The 22,616-nt window shown below is 41.8% G+C and carries 22 protein-coding genes and 1 pseudogene; 14 read left to right on the top strand and 9 right to left on the bottom strand.

The window, feature by feature from the left end; translation table 11 throughout:
* Window positions 1–134: 134 nt before the first annotated feature.
* Window positions 135–653, bottom strand: a complete 519-nt coding sequence (locus LC605_RS15280) for a DUF456 domain-containing protein (protein ID WP_229548390.1) — start codon at window positions 651–653, stop codon at window positions 135–137.
* A gap of 135 nt (window positions 654–788) precedes the next feature.
* Between LC605_RS15280 and LC605_RS15275 the strand changes: the two genes are divergently transcribed.
* On the top strand, window positions 789–1,703 hold the full coding sequence (locus LC605_RS15275) for a M48 family metallopeptidase (RefSeq protein ID WP_229548378.1): 915 nt from the start codon (window positions 789–791) through the stop codon (window positions 1,701–1,703).
* A gap of 474 nt (window positions 1,704–2,177) precedes the next feature.
* On the opposite strand, the gene LC605_RS15270 is transcribed toward LC605_RS15275, so the two are convergent.
* Window positions 2,178–2,837 carry a cofactor assembly of complex C subunit B gene (locus tag LC605_RS15270; protein WP_229548377.1) on the bottom strand — a complete coding sequence of 220 codons (660 nt, stop codon included), beginning with the start codon at window positions 2,835–2,837 and terminating at the stop codon, window positions 2,178–2,180.
* A gap of 209 nt (window positions 2,838–3,046) precedes the next feature.
* Window positions 3,047–3,775: a response regulator transcription factor RpaB gene (gene rpaB, locus LC605_RS15265; RefSeq protein WP_229548376.1), complete on the bottom strand. Its 729-nt coding sequence runs from the start codon at window positions 3,773–3,775 to the stop codon at window positions 3,047–3,049.
* A 170-nt stretch (window positions 3,776–3,945) separates the two neighbouring features.
* On the opposite strand from rpaB, the gene radA reads away from it, so the two are divergent.
* The 8 genes from radA (at window position 3,946) to LC605_RS15225 (ending at window position 8,652) form a co-directional block, all read left to right on the top strand.
* The gene (gene radA, locus LC605_RS15260; protein ID WP_229548375.1) at window positions 3,946–5,472 is read left to right on the top strand and encodes a DNA repair protein RadA; all 1,527 of its coding nucleotides are present in this window, start codon (window positions 3,946–3,948) and stop codon (window positions 5,470–5,472) included.
* Between the two features lie 235 nt (window positions 5,473–5,707).
* On the top strand, window positions 5,708–6,478 hold the full coding sequence (locus LC605_RS15255; RefSeq protein ID WP_229548374.1) for a Uma2 family endonuclease: 771 nt from the start codon (window positions 5,708–5,710) through the stop codon (window positions 6,476–6,478).
* Between the two features lie 235 nt (window positions 6,479–6,713).
* Complete coding sequence (locus tag LC605_RS15250) at window positions 6,714–6,989, top strand: BrnT family toxin (protein ID WP_229548373.1); 276 nt, start codon at window positions 6,714–6,716, stop codon at window positions 6,987–6,989.
* Window positions 6,973–7,218, top strand: a complete 246-nt coding sequence (locus LC605_RS15245; RefSeq protein ID WP_229548372.1) for a hypothetical protein — start codon at window positions 6,973–6,975, stop codon at window positions 7,216–7,218. Before LC605_RS15250 ends, LC605_RS15245 begins: the two co-directional genes overlap by 17 nt.
* Before the next feature lie 259 nt (window positions 7,219–7,477).
* Window positions 7,478–7,663 (top strand): hypothetical protein, encoded by a 186-nt coding sequence (locus LC605_RS15240; RefSeq protein ID WP_229548371.1) that lies wholly within the window; start codon window positions 7,478–7,480, stop codon window positions 7,661–7,663.
* Window positions 7,650–7,922 carry a type II toxin-antitoxin system RelE/ParE family toxin gene (locus tag LC605_RS15235; RefSeq protein WP_229548370.1) on the top strand — a complete coding sequence of 91 codons (273 nt, stop codon included), beginning with the start codon at window positions 7,650–7,652 and terminating at the stop codon, window positions 7,920–7,922. Before LC605_RS15240 ends, LC605_RS15235 begins: the two co-directional genes overlap by 14 nt.
* Before the next feature lie 48 nt (window positions 7,923–7,970).
* Complete coding sequence (locus LC605_RS15230) at window positions 7,971–8,210, top strand: hypothetical protein (protein WP_229548369.1); 240 nt, start codon at window positions 7,971–7,973, stop codon at window positions 8,208–8,210.
* A complete protein-coding gene (locus LC605_RS15225; protein WP_229548368.1) occupies window positions 8,203–8,652 on the top strand; it encodes an HNH endonuclease in 450 nt (149 codons plus the stop codon). Before LC605_RS15230 ends, LC605_RS15225 begins: the two co-directional genes overlap by 8 nt.
* A gap of 488 nt (window positions 8,653–9,140) precedes the next feature.
* Here LC605_RS15225 and LC605_RS15220 read toward each other — a convergent pair whose 3' ends face one another.
* Window positions 9,141–9,608: a hypothetical protein gene (locus LC605_RS15220; RefSeq protein ID WP_229548367.1), complete on the bottom strand. Its 468-nt coding sequence runs from the start codon at window positions 9,606–9,608 to the stop codon at window positions 9,141–9,143.
* Between the two features lie 799 nt (window positions 9,609–10,407).
* On the opposite strand from LC605_RS15220, the gene LC605_RS15215 reads away from it, so the two are divergent.
* The gene (locus LC605_RS15215; protein ID WP_229548366.1) at window positions 10,408–11,220 is read left to right on the top strand and encodes a Uma2 family endonuclease; all 813 of its coding nucleotides are present in this window, start codon (window positions 10,408–10,410) and stop codon (window positions 11,218–11,220) included.
* A 41-nt stretch (window positions 11,221–11,261) separates the two neighbouring features.
* Here LC605_RS15215 and LC605_RS15210 read toward each other — a convergent pair whose 3' ends face one another.
* Window positions 11,262–11,420: a hypothetical protein gene (locus tag LC605_RS15210; protein ID WP_229548365.1), complete on the bottom strand. Its 159-nt coding sequence runs from the start codon at window positions 11,418–11,420 to the stop codon at window positions 11,262–11,264.
* 487 nt (window positions 11,421–11,907) lie between these two features.
* On the opposite strand from LC605_RS15210, the gene LC605_RS15205 reads away from it, so the two are divergent.
* A complete protein-coding gene (locus LC605_RS15205) occupies window positions 11,908–13,161 on the top strand; it encodes a serine/threonine-protein kinase (RefSeq protein ID WP_229548364.1) in 1,254 nt (417 codons plus the stop codon).
* 205 nt (window positions 13,162–13,366) lie between these two features.
* Here LC605_RS15205 and LC605_RS15200 read toward each other — a convergent pair whose 3' ends face one another.
* On the bottom strand, window positions 13,367–14,275 hold the full coding sequence (locus tag LC605_RS15200; protein ID WP_229548363.1) for a DUF3365 domain-containing protein: 909 nt from the start codon (window positions 14,273–14,275) through the stop codon (window positions 13,367–13,369).
* A gap of 293 nt (window positions 14,276–14,568) precedes the next feature.
* On the opposite strand from LC605_RS15200, the gene LC605_RS15195 reads away from it, so the two are divergent.
* Window positions 14,569–16,449: a serine/threonine-protein kinase gene (locus tag LC605_RS15195; RefSeq protein WP_229548362.1), complete on the top strand. Its 1,881-nt coding sequence runs from the start codon at window positions 14,569–14,571 to the stop codon at window positions 16,447–16,449.
* A 368-nt stretch (window positions 16,450–16,817) separates the two neighbouring features.
* Here the strand turns inward: LC605_RS15195 and LC605_RS15190 are convergent, their stop codons facing one another.
* Window positions 16,818–17,228 (bottom strand): hypothetical protein, encoded by a 411-nt coding sequence (locus LC605_RS15190; protein ID WP_229548361.1) that lies wholly within the window; start codon window positions 17,226–17,228, stop codon window positions 16,818–16,820.
* A 448-nt stretch (window positions 17,229–17,676) separates the two neighbouring features.
* On the opposite strand from LC605_RS15190, the gene LC605_RS15185 reads away from it, so the two are divergent.
* Window positions 17,677–18,570: a hypothetical protein gene (locus tag LC605_RS15185; RefSeq protein ID WP_229548360.1), complete on the top strand. Its 894-nt coding sequence runs from the start codon at window positions 17,677–17,679 to the stop codon at window positions 18,568–18,570.
* A 31-nt stretch (window positions 18,571–18,601) separates the two neighbouring features.
* Here the strand turns inward: LC605_RS15185 and LC605_RS15180 are convergent, their stop codons facing one another.
* Window positions 18,602–19,291, bottom strand: a complete 690-nt coding sequence (locus LC605_RS15180) for a peptidoglycan-binding protein (protein ID WP_229548359.1) — start codon at window positions 19,289–19,291, stop codon at window positions 18,602–18,604.
* 750 nt (window positions 19,292–20,041) lie between these two features.
* Between LC605_RS15180 and LC605_RS15175 the strand changes: the two genes are divergently transcribed.
* Entirely contained in the window at window positions 20,042–21,490 is a 1,449-nt protein-coding gene (locus LC605_RS15175) for a hypothetical protein (protein ID WP_229548358.1), read from the top strand.
* A 128-nt stretch (window positions 21,491–21,618) separates the two neighbouring features.
* On the opposite strand, the pseudogene LC605_RS15170 reads toward LC605_RS15175, so the two are convergent.
* Window positions 21,619–22,014: pseudogene (locus LC605_RS15170) on the bottom strand (IS4 family transposase); the annotation flags it as partial.
* Window positions 22,015–22,616 lie beyond the last annotated feature (602 nt).

The raw sequence follows: 22,616 nt of genomic DNA, 5'->3' as shown, positions 1-22,616 counted from the left end.
ATACATTTTAAACCCTTATAAATGACCAAGGACAAATGACAGATGACAGCCTTAGCCAGTTAGCTTTATTTGCGTCGCTCTACTTACTGGCTAGCTATTATTACTGGTTTAAAATGTGTCATCTTTGGCAAAGGCTAAGAGCCAAATACTTGTGGCCAAGTTGTCACCACAAAAACTACGACTGCGGCGATCGCTAACAACCCTTGAATCAAATTTCCCACCAAAGACCCGACTACAATTCCTATACCCGCCTTAACCGCTAACCCCAATTCACGTCGGTAAAGATATTCACCAATAATTGCTCCCAAAAGCGGCCCTAGTAAAATTCCTAACAGTGGCCCCCCAAAAGGTAAGGTTGGCAATAGTCCCAAAAATCCCACCACCAAACCGACAATTGCCCCAATTTGCCCCCACTTACTAGCTCCAGCTTGTCTTGCTCCCACATAGCTAGCTAAAAAATCCACTCCAACACTAAGCAATAAAACTATAATTGTCACAATTAGGGGAATCTTGATAGCTGCAAAGGAACTACTAACTATTCCCCAGACAATAATTGCAATTAAAATTAAGCTGCTACCAGGAATCGCTGGAACTACAGCACCGATAACACCCACAACCATTACGGCAACTAATAGCCAATAAATAATTTGCATAGATAAAATTGTCAATTTACAAATTTCCCAGGCACGGGTCTGTATATCCCTACTGTATATTCTATCTGGGTAAGATTGTGACAAAGTACTAATTAACTGAACTTCCCAAATCTTCTAAGAAAAAACTCAAAACTAATGACGAGAAAATTATTAACTGGACTGAGTTCAGAAGCCTACGAACACCCCTTCGATCGCAAAGCCTTGGCTTCTTTGCAAAATATGCCTGGTGTCTCCTTGCTACTCAAAAAAATTAATGAATACGGCATCGATCGCTTACTCAGGCTGCAAAGCCTTGGTAGTGAAATTAGAATTTCGCCGCGTAATTTTCCCGAATTGTATCAGACATTTGTCGAAACCTGTCAAATTGTTGATGTTACTCCACTTCCTGAACTATATCTGTTTCGAGGCACAGGTCACATTCAAACTTACATTGTTGGGGTAGAAAAACCCCTTGTGGGGATCAATTTAGATGCAATGGAATGGCTTGGCGCAGATGAGTTGCTTTACGTTTTCGGACATGAAGTTGCTCGCATTAAGAGTCAGCATATGGTTTACCACCAAATGGCAATTGTGATGCCAACTTTGAAAAATTTGTTGAGCAGTACCACACTGGGGGTTGGTGGCTTGGTAGCTAGTGGAATGGAACTGGGTTTGTATAATTGGCGAATGATGGCCAGGTTCACTGCTGATCGGGCTGGTTTGCTGGCTTGTCAGGATATCGACGTAGCAACTACTACACTGATGAAACTCGCGGGTTTACCAGAGGAATATTTAACTACTGCTGTAATCGAAGATTTTCTCGTCCAAGCCCGTGAGTTTGCATCCAATAGTTTTGATACTGTCGATAAGGTAACAAAAATATTAAGTTATACAGAATCTGGCCTTTCCTGGGTAGTTATGAGGGCTGGCGAGTTATTAAAATGGGTTGATTCAGGAGAGTATGATAATTTAATTCAACAAACAAATTTAAAGACACCCGAACAACCCCAAGAAAAAGAAGAAAAGACGCCGGAAGAAAAGGAAGGTTGGAATTTTTTAACTTCTTGGTGAACTAATAATTTGTAATTCGTAATTAACTTAGTACAGCGTTTCATTAATTCGTAGCGAATTCTCTTTGCGTTCCTACCCTACGGGAAGGCGAAGCGCCTATGCGCTTCCCTTTGCGCCCCTACCCTGCGGGAAGGCGAGGCGCCTATGCGTTTAAATTTCAGTCCTCAATTCAGTACGAATTAATGCAAAGCTGTACTTAGGACTTATGCCAAATCATGAAAAAACGAACCGCCAAGTACGCCAAGTACGCCAAGAAATAAGAGTTTCAGAGAGTTATTGCGTAAGTCCTATAACTAGAGCGCTTCTCACGCTTAGTGCAATACAGACCTAACCCCCAACCCCTTCCCTACTAGGGAATGGGAGTAAGATTCAAAGCCAAGCCAAGGGTGTTGCTATATGGATAGGAGTAAGCCAATTTGAGGTAATAATTACAAATTACGACTTATTCTGACAGATGACCAAGCTAAATTTAGGTTAGGTCGTTTGGTTGGATAAAGTCGAGCTAAGAGTAACGGCTAATTTATCGGCAATGCCGGCAATCCAATTTTCATCTTGTTTGGTATAACTGCGAGGAGCATTGGCTCCCAAAATTAGCGCACCTTGGTTACCAATAGGTTGACAAATTACACCTTGAGTATTTTCTGGTAAATAATCAAATTCAAACCTACCTGGATATACTTTGAGTGCAACTAGATAAATCGGCTTTTGTTTTTCGATTACCTGTTTTAAGATTACTCCTGGTACAACCTCAAATTTATTACTCAGAATCCCGCGACGTAACAAAACTTTTCCTTGATAAAAAACCACAAGCGATCGCGTTACTGTATTAGTCAACAATAAATGAGATGCCCAGGCTAGTTCAGTTTTCACGGCATCTGGTAAATCTGCTGCGAGTACAAAACCTTCTTCTCCAATTAGCTCTACAGTATCAGGCGATCGCGGCTGAACTTGCTGCCAAATTAAACCAATCAAAATTAACACCGCACTCAAAATCACGCCCACCACATCACCACGCGATTGAGATTGGGTTAGTTCCGGTGTCAATAAACGGTTAATCAACAAAAGCACAGCACCTAGCCCACCCACTACAATAGGTAGACGCCGCAAAACTCGATTAGGATCAGGTTTTGTCATTTGTCATTTGTCATTTGTCATTTGTTATTTGTCATTTGTCATTTGTCATTTGTCATGGGGCAAACAGGGCATTGGTTATTAATTCTTCTCCCCTGCTCCCTCATCTCCCTCATCTCCCTCATCTCCCCCTGCTCCCTCATCTCCCTCACTCCCTCACTCCCTCACTCCCTCACTCCCTCACTCCCTCACTCCCTCACTCCCTCACTCCTTCACTCCTCCCCTGGTTCAATAATGCGCTGGAAAAGATAACCAGTACCCCGCGCTGTCAGAATCAACTCTGGGTTGCTAGGATCATCTTCTAACTTTGCCCGCAAACGGGATATATGCACATCTACTACGCGAGTGTCAACATGACGTTCTGGTGTATAACCCCAAACTTCTTGCAAAATTTCCGAACGAGAAAAAGCTTCTCCAGAGCGACTGACTAACAACTCTAACAAGCTGAATTCCATACCCGTCAATCGAATTCGCTCATCGCCTTTGTAGACTTGTCGCTTATTCGTATCGATTTTAATATTAGCGACATGGATTACCCCAGAACTGGGAATGCCAGAACCACCGGTTTTATCTACCCGCCGCAACACCGAGCGAATTCGGGCTTCTAGCTCTTTGGGGGAAAATGGTTTAACTACATAGTCATCAGCGCCCAATTCTAGTCCAGTGATGCGATCGGCTACATCACCCAAGGCTGTTAGCATAATAATGGGCACATCTGACTCTTTTCGTAATTCTTGACATACACCGTAGCCGTCTAGTTTTGGCATCATTACATCCAAAACTACCAGGTCAGGATCAGTTTTGCGAAAGGTTTCCAAAGCTTCTTCCCCGTCCCCAGCCGTCACCACATCGTAGCCAATCATCGAAAGGCGCGTTTCCAAAATCCGGCGAATGCTGGCTTCGTCGTCTACCACCAAGATTTTTTCTTTATGGCTTTCCAAGTTTCTCAACGCTCCTTCACTAAAAATTTACATGATTAATTTTTAATACCATAGTATTAAGATATCATTCCATCAATTTATTTGGAAAAAGCTGTAAAAACTACTATTATTGGATTTTAGTTTTTTTCAATAATTAAGTAAATATTAAGATTATTTAATAAGATTTAAGAATGGCAAAGCCAAAAACATTTTACGTTTGTAACGAATGTGGGGCAGAATCGCCCCAGTGGTTTGGTAAATGTCCAGCTTGCGGCACTTACAACTCTCTAGAAGAACAAATTTCTATTCAATCTTCAGTAGATGTACCCAGTCGGGGAGGAGTGAGTAGTTGGCAATCAACTCAAGGCAATGGCAAATCTCACGCTAAACCAGCGAAAGCAAGAGCCTCTTTAACATTTGATCAAATTACTGATCGCCAAATCGCCCGATGGGAGTCTGGTTATGGAGAATTGGATCGGGTACTTGGGGGTGGAGTTGTCCCTGGCTCTATGGTGCTGATTGGTGGTGATCCGGGTATTGGTAAATCAACTTTATTACTGCAAGTATCAAATCAATTAGCACAGAAATATCGCATCCTTTACGTAACTGGTGAAGAATCGGGACAGCAGGTAAAATTACGAGCTTCCCGTTTGGGAGTATCAAAAACCCTAAGTGTGGTGAATGAGGAGAAGCTAACAGTAATAGTAGATCCTACACTTCCCATAGACCCTGAGAGTATAGGTGCAGATTTATATGTACTGCCAGAAACAGATTTAGAAGAAATTTTACGGGAAATAGACTCTCTCAAGCCAAACGTGGCGGTGATTGATAGTATCCAAACGGTGTTTTTCCCGGCGTTGACTTCTGCACCAGGCTCGGTAGCTCAGGTACGGGAATGTACAGCAGCATTGATGAAGGTGGCGAAGCACGAAGATGTCACTATGCTGATTGTGGGACACGTTACCAAAGAAGGAGCGATCGCCGGGCCAAAAGTTTTAGAACATTTAGTCGATACGGTGTTGTATTTTGAAGGCGATCGCTTTGCCTCCCATCGGTTATTACGGACAGTGAAAAACCGCTTCGGCGCAACTCACGAAATCGGCATCTTTGAAATGGTGGCCGAGGGACTAAGGGAAGTCTCCAACCCCTCAGAGCTATTTTTAGGCAACCGTGACGATCCGGCTCCTGGTACTGCCATTGTCGTGGCTTGCGAAGGCACTCGCCCCATAGTTGTTGAGCTGCAAGCTTTGGTGAGTCCCACCAGCTACCCTTCTCCCCGGCGGGCTGGTACTGGCGTAGATTACAACCGCTTGGTGCAAATTCTCGCCGTCTTAGAAAAACGGGTGGGAATTCCCATGTCCAAATTAGATTCTTACGTTGCTTCTGCGGGTGGGTTGAATGTAGAAGAACCGGCGGTAGATTTAGGAATTGCGATCGCCATTGTAGCTAGTTTCCGCGATCGCATAGTTGATCCCGGTACAGTATTAATCGGTGAAGTTGGGTTAGGCGGACAAGTGCGATCGGTTTCCCAAATGGAACTGCGGTTAAAAGAAGCTGCTAAGTTGGGATTTAAACGAGCGATCGTGCCAAAAGGGACGAAATTTCCCGACCTGAATATCGAGATTTTACCAGTATCTAAAGTCATAGATGCGATTATCGCCGCCATTCCGCATCAGGAACTAACAGCAGACGATTTAGAACCCGATGAAGATCAGTAAGGATGATGAGGGGGATGAGGGGGATGAGGGGGATGAGGGGGATGAGGGGGATGAGGGAGAATAACTCCAAACTCCAAACTCCAAACTCCAAACTCCTAACTCCTAACTCCTAACTCCTAACTCCTAACTCCTAACTCCTAACTCCTAACTCCTAACTCCTAACTCCTAACTCCTAACTCCTAACTCCTAACTCCTAACTCAACAGTCCTTTTTACACACCAAAGGAAAACCCATCATGACAACCCTCACCCAAGACTACCAAATTACTTGGGAAAAACTACCCGATGATTACAAACTCCCAGATGATCCAGTGGACAATATCAATCAACCAGCCTTAGCTGCTGCACTCACTGAAAGCCTACAATTAGCCGGAAAAATTTCAGTTAATGCCCTAACTCCAACCAATTACGGCATTTGCGCCACTCTAAACAACAAAATGGTCATTAAAGCGCCTGATTGGGCTTTCATTGCCAAAATTAATGTTAGTAGAGAAGAAGTAACACGCAGTTACACACCTAAATTACAGGGTGACATTCCCGTAATTGTGATGGAATTTATTTCCGATACACAGGAAACAGAATATTCTATCAAAGCGACATATCCCCCAGGAAAATGGTTTTTCTACGAGCGCATCTTAAAAGTGCCAAACTACGTCATTTTTGAGCCAGACAGTGGTAGTTTCGAGATGTATCGCTTACAAACCACAGAACAGTACATCTTGCAAGACCCTAATGAAAATCAACACTACTGGATATCAGAAATGAATCTTTACCTTGGGGTATGGCAAGGTACTCGTGAAAATCGCGCCGGAAAGTGGTTACGGTGGTGGGATGAGCAAGGAAACCTTTTACCTTGGGGTTCTGAGTTAGCCCAACAGGAACGCCAACGCGCCGAACAGGAACGCCAACGCGCCGAACAGGAACGCCAACGCGCCCAACAAGAACGCCAACGTGCTGAACGACTAGCAGCACAATTGCGGGCGGCGGGGATTGAGCCAGAAGTGTGATGAAGTGTTTTAGGAAAAATTGAAAGCCACTGATCCCTGACTTGTTTGACAAGTCAGGGATTTTATTTATCACAAATGATTAAGTAAGGCTGAATACCAGTTGCTAGGCAAGATGAGGGTTTAACAACTGCGATCGCCATAGGTTGATTACGATTGAATACACTCTTTATTGTAGGCTCCATCGGAGTTGCTTAAAGTTTAAGCTTGGGAAAAGAAGTCGTTGCAAATTAGGAATATGCTATTTGATTGGGACGAAGAAAAAGCCAGAAGCAACCTTGCCAAGCATAATGTTTCTTTTGATGAAGCTACTTCTGTGTTTGACGATCCGCTGTTTTTAACCTTTGCCGATCCAGAACACTCCCTTCAAGAGCAACGTTTCATTATTATGGGAGAATCAGCCAAAGGGCGATTACTAGTTGTCGCTTATACTGACCGTGCAGGCACCACGCGCTTAATTAGTGCCCGTCCAGCTATCCGTAAGGAACGCAAAGCTTATGAGTCAGACCTTTGAAATGGATGATGACTTACGTCCTGAATACGACTTTACTCAACTCCCAGTTATAGCGCGGGGTCAAGGGCGCAAACGATCCACCCTAACTGTCCAGTTAGATCCCGATGTAGCAGCAATTTTTCCAGATTCTGGGGCAGTTAATGAAGGGCTGCGCCTATTGATAAGATTGATTCAACAAACATCATCCCAAGCAGGTGTACAGTCTGTAGCTGTATCAAAAGAGGCATAGCTATTAGCCTCAACTGCGTAAAAACCTCGCATAACCCCCAATACGGTTCGGTTAAGAAACGAAACTCAACCTACGAATATTCTTAACCGAACAGTATTGACCCCCGATGGAGATTGGCTGGCTGCGGGAGATTGTAGCGGAAATATCAAAATTTGGCGACGCAGCGAATTGTGCAATAACAGCGTCAAAATAGTAAGTAGGACTTGCAAACAATAAATCTGATGCAGGAAAAATGCTAGAAATTACTAGAAATTATGTCATGGATGAAAATCAGCAACCTATTGCTGTACAAATTTCTATAGCTGACTTTGAAAAAATTGAAGAAATATTGGAAAACTACGGCTTGATACAGCTAATGGAAGAATCGGAAGATAATGAACGCCTCTCTAAAGACCAAGGATGGAAATATTACCAATCGTTAAAGCAAAAGAATGTGGAAAGTTGAATATACTAAAAAATTCTTAAAACAATTAGCAGATTTACCACAAGATGTGCAAGCTCGGATTGAACCAATCGTCTTTCAAGAACTAGAATCAGAAAATCCTTTTGATTTAGGCTATTTGCAAAAAATGAAAGGCTACGACGATAAATATAAAATTCGTGTAGGTGATTACAGAATAGGTACTAGTGTTGACCAAGAAACACAAACATTAATTTGTCAAAGAGTCGCACATCGTAAAGATATTTATAGAACTTTTCCTTGATACAATATCTTTAGAGAAACACATATCATAAATTGTATCACGCTGACTATGACAACCGTAATTGCTAGACCTTCATCCTTGATTGGCAGTATCAGAATAGAAAAGCTGGATAAGTTTAACCTGTTCAAATTTAATCATGAACTGCAAGCACGGATGGAAGAACTTTTAGAACGCAAAAAAGCTGATTTACTAACTCCAGAAGAAGCGATCGCACTTGAAGAAATTGGAGAACTAGATAGAATTTTCACCCATATCAACGCCATGCTAGTAGCTCAACACAATGATTGATGATGCTACTAAAGAAATTGTCCGAAAACGTGCAAATTATTTGTGCGAGTATTGCCATTCTCCCGAAGGTATTTCCACAACAAGATTTACAGTAGACCATTTGATACCAAAATCTATTGGTGGTTCTGACGAGCTTAATAATTTAGCCTTGGCTTGTCGTCGTTGTAATGAACGTCGCTACAACTTTGTCGCCGGATATGACTTAGAGACTAAAGCAGTAGTACCTCTATTTAATCCTCGTCAACAAATTTGGTCAGAGCATTTTCTGTGGTCAGCAAATGGTAGGACAATTATTGGAGTTAGTCCCATTGGTAGAGCAACCTGCAACCGACTTGATATTAATGATGAACGCTATCCAGCAGATGACTCCATTCGCAGTGCGCGGGGTTTTTGGGTTAAAGCTAGCTTACATCCTCCTAATGAAGATCCCCGACTTATTTAGTCGCTACGATTCTCCTTATCTAAACCGTATTGCTCTTTAATCTACAAAAGTATAGTTCTAAACACAAACTTTTTAACTTCAAACGAAAACATTCTCACTTCAAACCGGAAATTTATCGTTTCAAACCAGAACATTCTCACTTCAAACCAAAAACTTCTCGTTTCAAACCAAAACATTCTCACTTGAAGCCGGAAAGTTCTCGTTCCAAACCAAAACATTCTCACTTCAAACGAAAACGTTCTTGCTGACAACAGCAAAATTTGAGCTTCTGACTGGGAGTTTTTCACTTGAAACAGAAACACCCAAGCTCAGAAGCTCAAAGTTTTAGGTTTTTAGGTAGAAGCGTTGAGTCAATTTCTCGACTTAGGAACTCCAAATAAAAAAATACTCAACTACTTCTTGTGGGGTGGACATCTTGTCCGCCCTTGGCTATGGGCCCTCGTGTCGCCCACCTCACAAGATTGGATAATTTATTTGTTGTCAGTCCCTTATGAACTTTGTGGTTGCACTTTTTTCGCTTTCCGGGCAAATCTGCGTCCTAAATCATCAACCATTGACTCTAAACCCGCGCCTTTACCACTGGCTTTAGCATAGTTATATATCATCAAACCCGCCGCATAAGCTTCGCTACCAACAGCCACAGATGTATCATCCACCAATTCTTGCAGTTGCGTCAACGACAGCAAAATGGGATACAGGGCTTCAAATAATTCGATATCTTGGCGCATTTCATTCAAGTCAAAAGAACGAGGTAAGAAGTCAGGATTTTGTGTCCCGATTTCCAACGCCTTACTCACAAACGCCCGACTCTTATCCCCCAGCTTGGGTAAAGCTTTACGCTCTTCAGTTGTCAAATCAATCAAGAACGGTAACTTTTCGCGGATAGTAGTAATAGCTTGCATTACGGCTTCCCTGTCTGCGGAGGAAAGTTTAGCACTGACTTTCTTATCTGCCATTTTTCATACACTTTTAATGGGACTAAGTTTCAGTATTCCCCAAGTAATTTAGAAAGTAATAGTTATTTATAAGCAATTAAGAAAATTTTTTATAAGTAGGTCGGCGCAATTAAAGTTAACTGGCTAAGGCTGTCATTTGTCATTGGTCATTTGTCATTTGTCATTTGTCATTAGTAAGGGTTTTAAGCTTATTTACGTTTCGTAACATACTTGAGTTTTTTTGCACGAATGTACTTAGTACAGATGCAGCATAAAATCGTGGCGAATTGAGGGTTGAAATTTAAACGCATAGGCGCCTCGCCTTCCCGCAGGGTAGGGGCGCAAAGGGAAGCGCATAGGCGCTTCGCCTTCCCGCAGGGTAGGAACGCAAAGAGAATTCGCTACGAATTAATGAAATGTTGTACTTAGCTTTAAATAAGTGATATCTCGCTAATTACCAACCTTGAGCAAGTTTCACCATTAGAGTCCAGTGGCATTTGACCCAAGGAAGCCGAATATTTAGAGATAATAGTAGCAGAGGTAATTTCAAAATTTGGCGTTAGCAGAGTGGTGTGCTAGCACTTCGCGGCTAGTTGTGAAATAACATTATTACTTCTATAGGAATCCTATTTGATTGCGTCAAAAAACTCAGCACACATCTATTCGCTTCTGTTACCTAAGCTGATGCGCATCTAGATTGTACATTGCGATCGTTAAGACTGTCCTAAATCAATTGGTCATCTGTTCTTTGAAATACAAATGACAAATGACAAATGACAACCTCACGAGTAAATGAAAAATATCAAACCCAATTTTTATTATGACTTCTTCTCCCCATTACATCCCTCAATCTGACCCGCCGCTTCCTCCTTGGGAAACCCTACCAACGATGTATGATTTACCTAGTGACAACCCAGAGGAACCAGGTTTGCCTGACGATTTTCACTTTTTACAACCCTTACTTTTATACTTAACTTTTCAGCCTATTAACTGGAATCCCGAACTAGTTTACAGTGCGGCTGACCTTAATCTCTACTATGATATCCAGCATCCTTTGTGGTATAAACGCCCCGATTGGTTTGGTGTAGTAGGTGTAGGAAAATTATACAAAGGGCAAGACTTACGGTTAAGTTATGTAACTTGGCAAGAGCCAGCAAATCCCTTTGTGGTTGTTGAGTTATTATCTCCAGGTACAGAAGACGAAGATTTAGGCACAAGAAGAGAAAGTGCAGCAGATAAACCTCCTAGCAAATGGGAAGTTTATGAACGAATTTTGCGGATTCCCTACTATATTGTTTTTAGTCGCTACACTAATGAACTTCGGGCTTTTCAGTTAGTAGGTGGTCACTATGAACCGATGAATTTGACTGATGGATGCCTACTAATGCCAGAGATAGATTTAAGTTTAGGCTTATGGCAAGGTTCATTTCGAGATATTGAAAGGTTGTGGTTAAGGTGGTTTACTTTAGCTGGAGAATTAATTCCCGCACCTACAGAGGAAGCTGCTGCTGCAACTCAACGAGCTATCATTGCAGAACAAGAAGCTGCTAAAGCCAAACAAAAAGCAGAACAATTCGCAGAACGTTTGCGTCAGTTGGGCGTGAACCCTGATGAACTAGATGAATTGTTGTAGCTTCAGCAGTCTTTTGTAATACGGAGGTTGACATTGAGGAATCATCCAGCCGATGCCGAAGCAGCTATCTCATAATGAGATTGGCTCTCAGAAAGATTAACTTTTGAGAGCGATCGCATATTCACCACTGGAAATACATATAATATTTCCTTCAGGAAGTCTATGGCAACCTCAGTTTCTCTAAAAAACCATGATGTCACGCTATATCCTTACTGTTCACAAACTCAGTGCTAATCGGGTTACTAGGGGTAAAATAAGGTTCAGTAGTAAATCCAAAAGGCGATGCCCTGAACATTCGCAGATATTACCGCAGACACTGGTTATGTCGCGGCGGCTAAAATACGTAAGTATGAGTAAGTAGGTCGGTGCAATTAAAATTAACTGGCTAAGGCTGTCACTTGTCCTAAGTCAATTGCTCATCAGTAAAGATTTTCAGCCTATTTACGTTTCGCAACATACTTTGATTTTTTCGCGCCAACTTACTTAGTATGGTCAAACTACCCAGGTAAAAATTGTCTATTTTGTCAGATAAAATCATCAAAAAATAGTGAAAAAGTGTATTTCTTTATCTCGATAGTGGTGGTAATCTCAAGTTGAAGGATGTTATCAGCCTTTATCTGCTAGAGCTTCTGACTTTCAGCAAACTAGATAATTTATTAACAATAAAATCGCTAGGAGTGCGATGAGATGTCACAGTCCCCTACGACAAGACCAGAAATAGCTGCTGGAACTCTAATCGATAACCGCTATATTATCCAAAAACTTCTAGGACAGGGAGGATTGGGACGAACCTACTTGGCCTTTGATACTCGTCGGTTTAATGAAGCTTGTGTTCTCAAAGAATTTGCACCCATTGGTACAGGGGAAAGTGGACTGGAACAATATCGCAACTTATTTAAAAGAGAGGCAAAAATTCTTCATCAATTGCAACATCCTCAAATTCCCAAGTTTTTGGCTTGCTTTGAAGGAGATAATCGGCTATTCCTAGTACAAGAGTATGTTGACGGTAAAACATATTCTAGACTGTTAGGAGAACTTCAACGTCAAGGAAGAAATTTCTCTGAAGATGAAGTTATACAGTGGCTAAACAATCTGCTGCCTGTTTTAGAATATGTCCACCAGCACAACATCATTCATAGAGATATTTCTCCTGACAACATCATGTTACCCGATGGCAAGGATCTGCCAGTACTGATTGATTTCGGTGTAGGCAAACAAATTGCTGATATCAACGAGGGGAGAAGTTCTAACCACCAAGTAACCTTTGTTGGCAAAATGTCTCTCGTAGGTAAAGTGGGATATGCTCCCCGCGAACAGATTAGCTTGGGCTTATGTTCCCCCTCTAGTGACATTTATGCTTTGGGGGTAACAGCTATTGTACTACTCACAGGTAGAGATCCATCCTTACTAATGGATCAATATTCCCTTGAATGGAACTGGCGTTATTATGTCTATGTGACTGATGAATTGGCTCAAATACTTGATTGTATGTTGGCAGATAGACCTAACAACCGATACCAAACAGCCAGAGAAGTTCTGAAAGATTTAGAGGGTATTGGAGAATCAGAAGTGGCTATGTCTCCTGCAATCATCAGGGATGATTTGCCTCCCACCATATTTAACCCAGAATTTCAGGCTATGTCGGCAATATTGCAGTCATACAATCAACCTCAAGAAACAATTTTTAGTTCAGCTGGTTCACCTACTAGTCCGCAAACTGGACGAATTGAACAACAACGACAACCTTCGCTCCAACCAGCATTTATCAAAAGTTGTCAGCAAGGGTTAGCCTACCACATTGGGCCAATGGCAAATCTAATTATAGAAGAAATATTAGCTCAAAATCCTTATATTTCACCTGATCAATTTATTGAACTCATAGCTAGAGAAATTCCTGACTTTCAAGCAGCTTTTGAATTCAAAAAAACCTTATTTCCATAGGGATTTACGCTCCCAAAATTGACGGATAAAAGTAGTAAGGTTTTTTAACCGGGCCTCAACTCCAGTTACAAAAATTAATTACTTAGTACAGAATTTCACAAGTTCGTAGCGCTATTAAATCTCGCAAAGCCTTACGAATTACGAACTTGTACTGAGCTTGTCCTGAGCGTAGCCGAAGGGCGTAGCCGAAGTATTACGAATTATTTTATTCCCCTGTCCCTCCCTGAGTGCGTTTGATTCTTTTCATTGCCATTTCTAAACTTAACTGCATTCGTTTAAAGGCTTTAGCTAAATTACCGATTTCATCATTAGACATCTGCTCAAATTCAACTTCCATATGTCCGGTACTCACTTCTTCCGCTATGCGAGTCATGCGTTTGAGAGGCATAACAACTTGTCGATTCAAGAAAAAGTTGACTAACAAAATAGTTGCAATAAATATAGTTGATACAATTAGAATAATTACAAAAGAAGACTGATTAGCCTTGTTGATAACGTTATTCGCAGGTACTGTTATGATTTGAGCGCCGACAATTTCATTAAGCTTCCACCCAAATCCATTAGCTGCACCATAAAGAGTAATCATACTTTGAGGTGCAACATCAGGTGTGCTATGACACTTCAGACAGCTTTCTTCAGAAACTGGTAGAGGACGAGCAATATAAAAGATATCTCCACCAGGAATTGAGCGAAATCCACTCACTTCTTTAAGGGCTGATTGATTTCTGAACTTTTCTACAATTTCCGTCTCAAAACCGTCAGCCTTATCTCGCAGATTTGTGGGATTAAGAGTTGCTTCTTTATAAAAGAAATCACGGTACTCTCTTCTTTGTCGTAAAATCTCAAATACTTCCCGTGCTGAGTATGCAGGCACACTTTCCGGCAAAAACTCAGTGTCCAATTTATCAGCTAGCTCTGGATTCACTTGAGTACTGGTGTATTTACGAACAGAACTCATGGTTTCCATAAGCATAAGACCTGTTGAGCTAATATCTTGTTTAGCATTCTCCCTGAGCAAAGAAGAAAGAGCAAATCCACTCAAGCTCAGACCAAATGTCAGAATTACCAATAGCAGAATTGTAAATTTTTGTTTCAGATTCAGATTCTTTAGCATAATTTTAGATTACCTACAAGTCAAATTATTATGAACAAATATCGCTAAAGTCATCGTTTACTCTAAGATGAACAATCAACCCTCATATTTTGGTGTAAAGCATAGTTTAGGTAAAACTGTTAGGGTATATCCAACTTTATACTATTAGTAATTATTGAGGTTAATGAAAATGTTCTCTAAGTAACTAAGTTTCAAAAAGCTACAACAGCAATTCAAATGGAATTTCCAAAAATTCCTGTTGGCTGTTATGATCCCGTGCCAAAATAGATACCAGCAATTGTCAAATATTACTAATGGTGTGGAATGCTGGAAAGTCTTTATTCGGTGGACGCTACATTATCGAAAGCCAATTAGGCGAAGGCGGAATTGGCATTACTTATCTTGCCAGAAATCAACGAAATCAACTGCGAGTGATTAAAACCCTCAAAGAAGAAATCCTAAATCACCCCGCCTGGATACTCCACCGAAACAAATTACGGCAAGACTTCCGTGATGAAGCCGTTCGACTGGCTGTGTGTCACCATCCTCATATAGTACAGATAGAAACCATCTTTGATGAGGGAAATTTCCCTTGCATGGTGATGGATTATATCGAAGGCGAAGACTTAGGACAGCGTTTGAGGCGGACGGGGGTGCTATCAGAAGCAGAAGCGCTGCTATACATCAGGCAAATTGGCGATGCTTTGACGCTAATCCACTCTAAAGGACTGCTGCATCGGGATCTCAAACCACGGAACATCATGATCCGCCTTCAGAAATCAGAAGCAGTGCTGATCGACTTTGGTATCGCTAGAGAATTTATTCCCAATATGATTCAAAGGCATACAGTATATCGCACTCCTGGTTTTGCTCCACCTGAGCAATATGAATCAGAAGCGCCACGAGGAGAATACATTGATATCTACGCCTTAGCTGCTACTTTGTATAATTTGCTTACCGCAGTTATCCCCACAAATGCAGACGATCGCCGTCACAATATTAATTTAGAACCACCACAATATTTTAATCCTAAGATCAGCAACAGGGTAAATCAGGCTATTATCTGCGGCATGGATCTGGAGTCAACTTATCGTCCCCAGTCTGTGCAGGAGTGGTTGGATTTATTGGGGACTGATAGTAAGGAGAATATAGCACCAGTATCATCTACCTTAGCGATAACGCCTCTACCTCCACCTGTTGTATTACATCGGCAGAATTGGCAATGCATACAGACCCTCAAAGGTCATTCTAGTATGGTTCATGCGATCGCCATTAGTCCAGACGGGCAATTTATTGCTAGTGGCAGTAATGACAAGACTATCAAACTTTGGCAACTAGGTAGTGGCAAGTTAGTACGTCAACTGGGTCGTTGGTCTTCTAGTCATTCCAGCATGGTTCATTCTGTCGCCTTTAGCCCAATTTCTCCAAACCTTTCTTATCAAGGCAAGTCCGGCAAATCTGCGAAAGTTGCAGACCTGAACCAGGGAATTTTAGCTAGCGGGAGTTGGGATAACACTATCAAATTCTGGGATGTCAATACAGGCAAAGAAATTCGTACTCTTGCTGGTCATGCTAATTGGGTGAATTCTGTTGCCTTTAGTCCAGATGGCAAGTTTCTGGCTAGTGGTAGTGCTGATTGCACAATTAAACTGTGGCAGGTACACACTGGGATAGAAATCCAAAGTCTCATCGGTCATTCTGACCCAGTTTCGTCAGTCGCCTACTCTCCGAGAACGCCTACAACCAATAGCCAAGATAGACAGCTGGTGGCTAGTGGCAGCAATGATTATACGATCAAACTGTGGCAAGTATACACAGGCAGAAACATTTGCACATTATTAGGCCATTCTTTTTTCGTCAACTGCATCGCTTTCAGCAAGGATGGGGAAATTATCGCCAGTGGCAGTGGTGACAACACGATTAAACTGTGGCATATAAATACAGCTAAAGAAATTCGTACTCTCATTGGTCATTCTGATTCAGTTTCGTCAGTCGCCTTTAGCCAGGATGGGCAATTTCTCGCTAGTGGTAGCTGGGACAACACTATCAAACTGTGGCACATACATAGTGGCAGAGAAATCAGCACACTTACAGGTCATTCCAACTATGTTAGATGCCTTGCCTTTAGTCCCGATGGTCAAACCTTAGTTAGCGGGGGCGATGACGACACTATCAAAATTTGGCAACGGCGATAGTATATAATTCATGAGAAGGAGTCAGAAGACAGAATTCAGAATACCCGATGCCTGAAGTCAGGGGTTTCAGCAACCCCAGAATTTTTTCTTCACGAGCGTTTAAAATCGGGGGCTTTAAACCTCGATTCTCCATCCAGTCGCACAGAATCCATTCTGGATTCTGGCTCCACCTGCATCTATTCCAACCAAGGCAGCGTGATTTGACATTGTTGTTAACAGGTCTAGTTTGTCAAATATAGCGGTTCTCGAATGGAAAATACAGTCTCACCTCACTTCCATTCCTCCCTCCTAAAAGGGGAGAGGCTTTGAATCTTACTCCCCTTCCCTTGTAGGGAAGGGGCTGGGGGTTAGGTTTGTATTGCACTCAACTAAGAAGCGCTATAGTCTGTCAAATTAACGGTAATATCATAATTCCCTGTATCACCCAAATATCCCGCTACATTAAAGTAGTAGTAGCCACTTAATGGAACCTTGTAGGTCAATGAGCTGTTAAGTCCGTTTCCACTATTGTTATCAAAGCCTACTTGTGTGTAGTACTCATTAAAGAGTGTTACAGTCGTGTCCACATCATCAGCGTAGGAGCCTCTACCAGAGGTGTTAATGGAAATTGTATTTCCCCTTTTAGCATACAAGTAGTGGTAGTCGTTGTCTCCAGAAGCAATATAGTTCCCATAAGATGCATAGAAAGCAAATCCAGGGTCTGGTAAACCCTGTGCGAATCCTAACCCTACACCTGTGAAAGTGGCAGTGCCAAAACCGTCGTTGGGTTCAACTTCCATATTTACCCCTGTTCAATAGAACGAGTTGGTTGAATTTTTGGATGTAGCTATAATACTTAACTCTCTTTTTTTTTCACAAAAAGTATAATAAACTTCTCAATTACTCCCTTCCCGCTCAAAGAATACCTAAATTTTTTTAACGAACCGCAAAGGACGCAAAGAACGCAAAAGACATCTCCGAAAATGAATGTAGAGACGTAGCAGTGCTACGTCTCTACAAGGGTTTCAGGCAACGCATAATTAATTTCTGGAGATGTCTAAAGGAAGAGATAGGTAATCTTATGGCGGGAAGGGAGTAGGAATAATATTAAGTTTTATAATAATTTTGTTGCTAAGTGCTGAGTGTGGTTCCATAGTTTTAAACCTACAGATAGAAGTGCGATCGCCCCAAATTTGTGACAATAATGACGGCAACCGTTATTTTTGAACAATAAATTATATAAATAATATGGGCTTTGGCATTGGTGATTTATTCTGGATTTTCCTCCTTCTGACTTCTTTGCAACCCCTTTGGCAAAAACGTCAAATAGAATATAGGCGCTTGCGTGCTTTACAAGAATTCCAACAGGAACGCAAAAGCCGAGTAATTTTGCTGATTCATCGCCAAGAGTCCCTTAGCTTCCTGGGAATTCCCATATCTCGCTACATTACTATCGAAGACTCAGAACAAATATTGCGAGCAATTCGTCTCACACCCCCAGATGTGCCAATTGACTTAATTTTGCACACTCCTGGTGGTTTGGTTTTGGCTACCGAACAAATCGCCAGAGCATTAATTCGCCACCAAGCAAAGGTCACAGTCTTTGTACCCCACTACGCCATGAGTGGCGGTACTATGCTTGCGATCGCTTCTGATGAAATTATTATGGATGCTAATGCTGTCTTAGGGCCAGTTGATCCCCAACTGGGTAACTACCCAGCAGCCAGTATCCTGAAAGTAGTTGAAGATAAACCCATCAGTGAGATTGATGACCAAACCTTAATTATGGCTGACCTCTCACGCAAAGCAATACAGCAGGTACAGAGGTTTGTACGAACTCTGCTTAAAGACAATATACCCAAACAAAAAGTTCTGCAAGAAAATATCGAATCGATTATCGAAGCCTTGACAACTGGACGCGTCACCCACGACTATCCCATCACTATTGAAGAAGCAACAGAAATGGGGCTGCCCGTAACCGTCGGACTGCCCCATTCTATTTATGATCTCATGGATTTGTACCCACAGCCCCAAGGAGGGCGACCCAGCGTGCAGTACATTCCTATGCCTTACTATGACCGCCGTCCAATTCTACCTACACCCAAGGGCAGACCCTTAGAAGAACCAAACCAGATGACTTGAGGAGCTTCGGGGTAGGAGTTTTTTGTGGCGACTAGGGTGTAGTTGTTGGGGTAGCTGTTGGTGTAGCTGTTGGGGTAGCTGTTGGGGTAGCCGTTGGCGTCGCTGTTGGGGTAGCTGTTGGCGTCGCTGTCGGTGTCGCTGTTGGTCTCGCTGTTGGTGTCGCCGTTGGTCTCGCTGTTGGTGTCGCCGTTGGTCTCGCCGTTGGTGTCGCCGTTGGTGTCGCCGTTGGTGTCGCTGTCGGCTGACTGAAGACTGTCTTTGCTTCTTCATTCAGCTTTTGGCGGAGAGCTAAATTAGCAATTCCAGTTTCTTGCAACTGATATTTCTTCTGATACTCCTTCACCACTGCTTCCGTGCGGGAACCATAAAAATGATCGCGCGGTAGGGGGGGATTTGGCTTTACCACTGCGTTCAAATTTGTTTGCAGAATTTGAACAATGTTAGCTGCAAATTCTTGGGTTTTTGGCCCTGCTATCCCATCAACTGGTTTTAGCTTATAACCCGTCTGAAATTCACGAATTGCCTTTTTAGTTTCCTCATCCGTCAAAGCACTATTTGTGACCTTGACGTTATAGCCTAGCCCTCGCAACACAGCACGGAATTGCTGGGGCGTATAGCTACGTTGACGGGCTGCGAAACCTGTGTCTGCAATTACCAAACTAGCACTTATCAGGCAAGTAACAGCAAAAGTTGCGCTTGATTTTCCAAACCCACACCACATACTTAAAACTCCTTTGGGTTAAATCAGCAGGATTATAAACCTTAACAGCTGCATTTTAAGTTTGTTTAATAACTTTTTTCACGATTATTTAATGATTTTTGAATAATTTGTGATTTATTTTTGTCCAATTTAACCAAATTTACATAAACTAATTTGTGTCATCCATCCAAAGAAGTATTTTATATGGGCAGAGATACCGTGGTCATAACTTAAGGGACTTCCAGTGAAAAAAACATCCGATGGCAGGGGTGCAAGTCCTTACGTCCCTACACATCTACAAATATAGGGTTTACGCAACTGGCATATTATTTTGAAAAAGCTTTTATTTTTTGTGACACTTGCGTAAATCCTAAAATATTTTGGCATAATTTATTTTTTGCAAGTCCAAAATTACTGTAATTGCTTGGAAAGAGGCAAATGCTTCCTGCCTTCCTCAATAAATGAGAGAACTTATGTTTAACAGGACTTAATTTCTCAGGATTTACGCCAAATAATGAAAAAACGAACCCCATTCGTGTTAGCGTCTCCCCTTCTCCCAAAGGGAGAGGCCAGCGCCAAGGGAGAAGGACACAAAGGAATAAGAGTTTCAGAGAGTTATTGCGTGAGTGCTAAGTAGGTTGGCGCAATTAAAGTTAACTGGCTAAGGCTGTCATTGGTCATTAGTAAAGGTTTTAAGCTTATTTACGTTTCGTAACATACTTGACTTTTTTCGCACCCATGCACTTATTCCTGTATCAGATATCACAAAAAATGAAAGATATAAAAACTTATAAGCAAGGAAATCTTTGGTTTGAAAGATTTATGGCAATTGCTGCCGCCGTAAATTTATGTTTAGTTTTGTTTGATTTAAGTTATGTACCTTGGCGGGATTTCTACTTGCGAAAACTTCCTCAAATTACTAAGATTTATGACCCAATAAAAGGCGTTGAAGCCCATCGAGACACGGAAAACTATCTCAAAACAGTAGACGCATTAAAAGAACAAGTCAGCCAAACAGGGTTACAGTCGCCTCAGGTAAATAGCAGATTAGAGGAAATAAGGCGTCTGAGCAACGAGATGATTGACAGTAACCCGTTTGCAGGAGTGAATAAGAGTGGGACTCTGGAAAAAATCAAAAATCGGATGCGCGATCGCATCGATAAGGAATCTGCAAGACAGTCCTTCGCCACTTTTTGGAGTCAGCCTTACTTCTCGCAAAATGGCTGGGATCAAGAAATTAGTTTTTTCAACCAAAGAATCCGCCCTTTGATTGCTTCTAACTACTACCGCCAAATCGGTGAAAATGGCGAATTTGTTGATAAATTCTTGATTATTGACTTACCCTTTGTGATTTTATTTGGTGTAGAATTGCTGGGGCGTAGCTTCTTGATCAGACGCCAACGTCCTGGTTTAAGCTGGTTTGAAGCAGTATTGTGGCGTTGGTACGATTTATTTTTATTACTGCCATTTTGGCGGTGGTTAAGAGTTTTACCTGTATTAGTTCGCCTCGATCAAGCAAAGTTATTAAATTTGCATCCAGTGCGAAAGCAAATTAATCAGGGGATTGTTGCCAATTTTGCCGAAGAACTCACAGAAATTGTAGTGGTGAGGGTAATTAATCAGATTCAGGGTTCAATTCAACGGGGTGAGTTAACGCACTGGCTCTCCCAACAAGAAAATTTACGTCCCTACATAGATATTAATAATGTGAATGAAGTGGAAGCGATCGCAAGTCTTTTGGTAAAAACAATTGTCTACCAAGTGCTACCCGAAATTCAACCTGCGATCGTCGCCATTTTGCGCCACAACATCGAAACCGTCTTCCATCAAGTCCCCCTTTACCGCAACCTCCAGAACCTCCCTGGCGTCGGACAGGCCCAAACCCAGTTAAGCGAACAATTGGCTACTCAAATCACAACTAATCTTTACAAAACTTTAGTTAGTGCTGTTGAAGACCCTGTGGGCGCAAAACTCACCAGTCAATTAGTACAAAGCTTCAGCGACGCTTTAGGATCTCAAATAAAACAAAAACACGTACTTTCAGAAATTCAGAGTTTACTTTTTGACTTCTTACAGGAAATCAAACTCAACTACGTCCAGCGTTTGTCCCAAGAAGACATAGACCAAATTATCGAGCAAACCTGCCAGCTACGAACACAAGCATCAGTTCCAAGAGTAGTTGATAAAGGCACTATTCTCCCAAAAATACGAGAAGGGTAGAGGAGCAGTAAGGAGATGAGGGAGAGAATTCACATTAGGCGTAAGAGAGCTTTTAGAACTGTTGCATCAGTGCAGACGAGACATTGAGAGAATTGTTGAAAAAAAACTGGTCAGACCCTCGTTGAAGATATCCAAATCTTCTCGAATTTTGATAAAGTAAATTGAATACTTTCTGGTAACCGACGTTTATTTCTACTGTGCCAAGCTGTTCTCAAACTAGGCAATAAATCTTTAAATACTTTTTCAAATAATTCGGATGGAAATGTCAAAAATCTCTGCGATACAGCTTGTTGACTAACTTTTGTGGGATTACACCAAAGAATTCCGTCTCTGGCTAACATTCTTGTTAGTTCTCTAACTCCTGCCACGTCTCGCCACAGTAAGGTTAACACCGCAGCCATCATTAACGGTAAATTCAGTATCCGTTCTCTAAGTCCTAGTTTTCGGTAGTAATTTTCTTGATTTGTAATGGCTGGTGTCAGTAATCTTGAGAGTTGCTCGGCAATTACTTGGTCTTCCACCATTGGTCTTTGTTTCTTTTTCGCGTGGTCTCGATTGGTTTTTCGGCTGGTGGTCATAGCTAGTCACAATCGCTCAATCACTTGAAAAGAACTGAGTTTCTCATGTTTTTGACCACTACAAATACCACGCTTGACAATTTCTCCTTTTCCTTAACTTGTCACCAATGGATTCAGTAGAATTCTTTCCCTGACATGGAGTAGCTTGCTCCCTTTTAGAACAAGATGAAGCTGGCTGACTTGCTCCGGCGTTAAAAAGTTCTTGGCTGGTGGCGGCATAGTTGCTTTCAAACGGTTTATTCTTATTATGCAACTTCATTGCCGATTAGCTTACCCAAGCGAGAAGCTTTCGGCTCAGTTTTGATGATCATGCCGTAATTACACAAGCGCTCGCAGAAATTAGCTATGTCGTTTGCTGTATGGCGGGAGCAATAGTCAGTATTATGGTAGAGCAGCATAAGGGTAGGGCGAAAGCCCATCTTATACACAACCATGAATGTACAACTTGTTAATTCCCTCGTAGAAGTGGTACTAAACCTCTCCCCTGAAGAGCAAAAACTCTTTCAAGAAAAGCTTAGTAACAAGCATTTAACCTTACTAACTAGTAA

Source organism: Nostoc sp. CHAB 5836 (assembly GCF_020829445.1).
Lineage (GTDB): Bacteria > Cyanobacteriota > Cyanobacteriia > Cyanobacteriales > Nostocaceae > Nostoc.
This window is presented reverse-complemented; position numbering and strand designations above follow the sequence as displayed.

What these genes read in the sequence shown, in the direction of transcription:
- LC605_RS15225 (WP_229548368.1), top strand. Translation starts at nt 8,203, where the DNA reads ATGATTGATGATGCTACTAAAGAAATTGTCCGAAAACGTGCAAATTAT.
- LC605_RS15190 (WP_229548361.1), bottom strand. Translation starts at nt 17,228, where the DNA reads ATGGAAGTTGAACCCAACGACGGTTTTGGCACTGCCACTTTCACAGGT.
- radA (WP_229548375.1), top strand. Translation starts at nt 3,946, where the DNA reads ATGGCAAAGCCAAAAACATTTTACGTTTGTAACGAATGTGGGGCAGAA.
- LC605_RS15245 (WP_229548372.1), top strand. Translation starts at nt 6,973, where the DNA reads ATGAGTCAGACCTTTGAAATGGATGATGACTTACGTCCTGAATACGAC.
- LC605_RS15180 (WP_229548359.1), bottom strand. Translation starts at nt 19,291, where the DNA reads ATGTGGTGTGGGTTTGGAAAATCAAGCGCAACTTTTGCTGTTACTTGC.
- LC605_RS15235 (WP_229548370.1), top strand. Translation starts at nt 7,650, where the DNA reads ATGTGGAAAGTTGAATATACTAAAAAATTCTTAAAACAATTAGCAGAT.
- LC605_RS15275 (WP_229548378.1), top strand. Translation starts at nt 789, where the DNA reads ATGACGAGAAAATTATTAACTGGACTGAGTTCAGAAGCCTACGAACAC.
- LC605_RS15185 (WP_229548360.1), top strand. Translation starts at nt 17,677, where the DNA reads ATGGGCTTTGGCATTGGTGATTTATTCTGGATTTTCCTCCTTCTGACT.
- LC605_RS15215 (WP_229548366.1), top strand. Translation starts at nt 10,408, where the DNA reads ATGACTTCTTCTCCCCATTACATCCCTCAATCTGACCCGCCGCTTCCT.
- LC605_RS15250 (WP_229548373.1), top strand. Translation starts at nt 6,714, where the DNA reads ATGCTATTTGATTGGGACGAAGAAAAAGCCAGAAGCAACCTTGCCAAG.
- LC605_RS15175 (WP_229548358.1), top strand. Translation starts at nt 20,042, where the DNA reads ATGAAAGATATAAAAACTTATAAGCAAGGAAATCTTTGGTTTGAAAGA.
- LC605_RS15270 (WP_229548377.1), bottom strand. Translation starts at nt 2,837, where the DNA reads ATGACAAAACCTGATCCTAATCGAGTTTTGCGGCGTCTACCTATTGTA.
- LC605_RS15195 (WP_229548362.1), top strand. Translation starts at nt 14,569, where the DNA reads ATGGTGTGGAATGCTGGAAAGTCTTTATTCGGTGGACGCTACATTATC.
- LC605_RS15240 (WP_229548371.1), top strand. Translation starts at nt 7,478, where the DNA reads ATGGATGAAAATCAGCAACCTATTGCTGTACAAATTTCTATAGCTGAC.
- LC605_RS15205 (WP_229548364.1), top strand. Translation starts at nt 11,908, where the DNA reads ATGTCACAGTCCCCTACGACAAGACCAGAAATAGCTGCTGGAACTCTA.
- LC605_RS15255 (WP_229548374.1), top strand. Translation starts at nt 5,708, where the DNA reads ATGACAACCCTCACCCAAGACTACCAAATTACTTGGGAAAAACTACCC.
- LC605_RS15200 (WP_229548363.1), bottom strand. Translation starts at nt 14,275, where the DNA reads ATGCTAAAGAATCTGAATCTGAAACAAAAATTTACAATTCTGCTATTG.
- LC605_RS15220 (WP_229548367.1), bottom strand. Translation starts at nt 9,608, where the DNA reads ATGGCAGATAAGAAAGTCAGTGCTAAACTTTCCTCCGCAGACAGGGAA.
- LC605_RS15280 (WP_229548390.1), bottom strand. Translation starts at nt 653, where the DNA reads ATGCAAATTATTTATTGGCTATTAGTTGCCGTAATGGTTGTGGGTGTT.
- LC605_RS15230 (WP_229548369.1), top strand. Translation starts at nt 7,971, where the DNA reads ATGACAACCGTAATTGCTAGACCTTCATCCTTGATTGGCAGTATCAGA.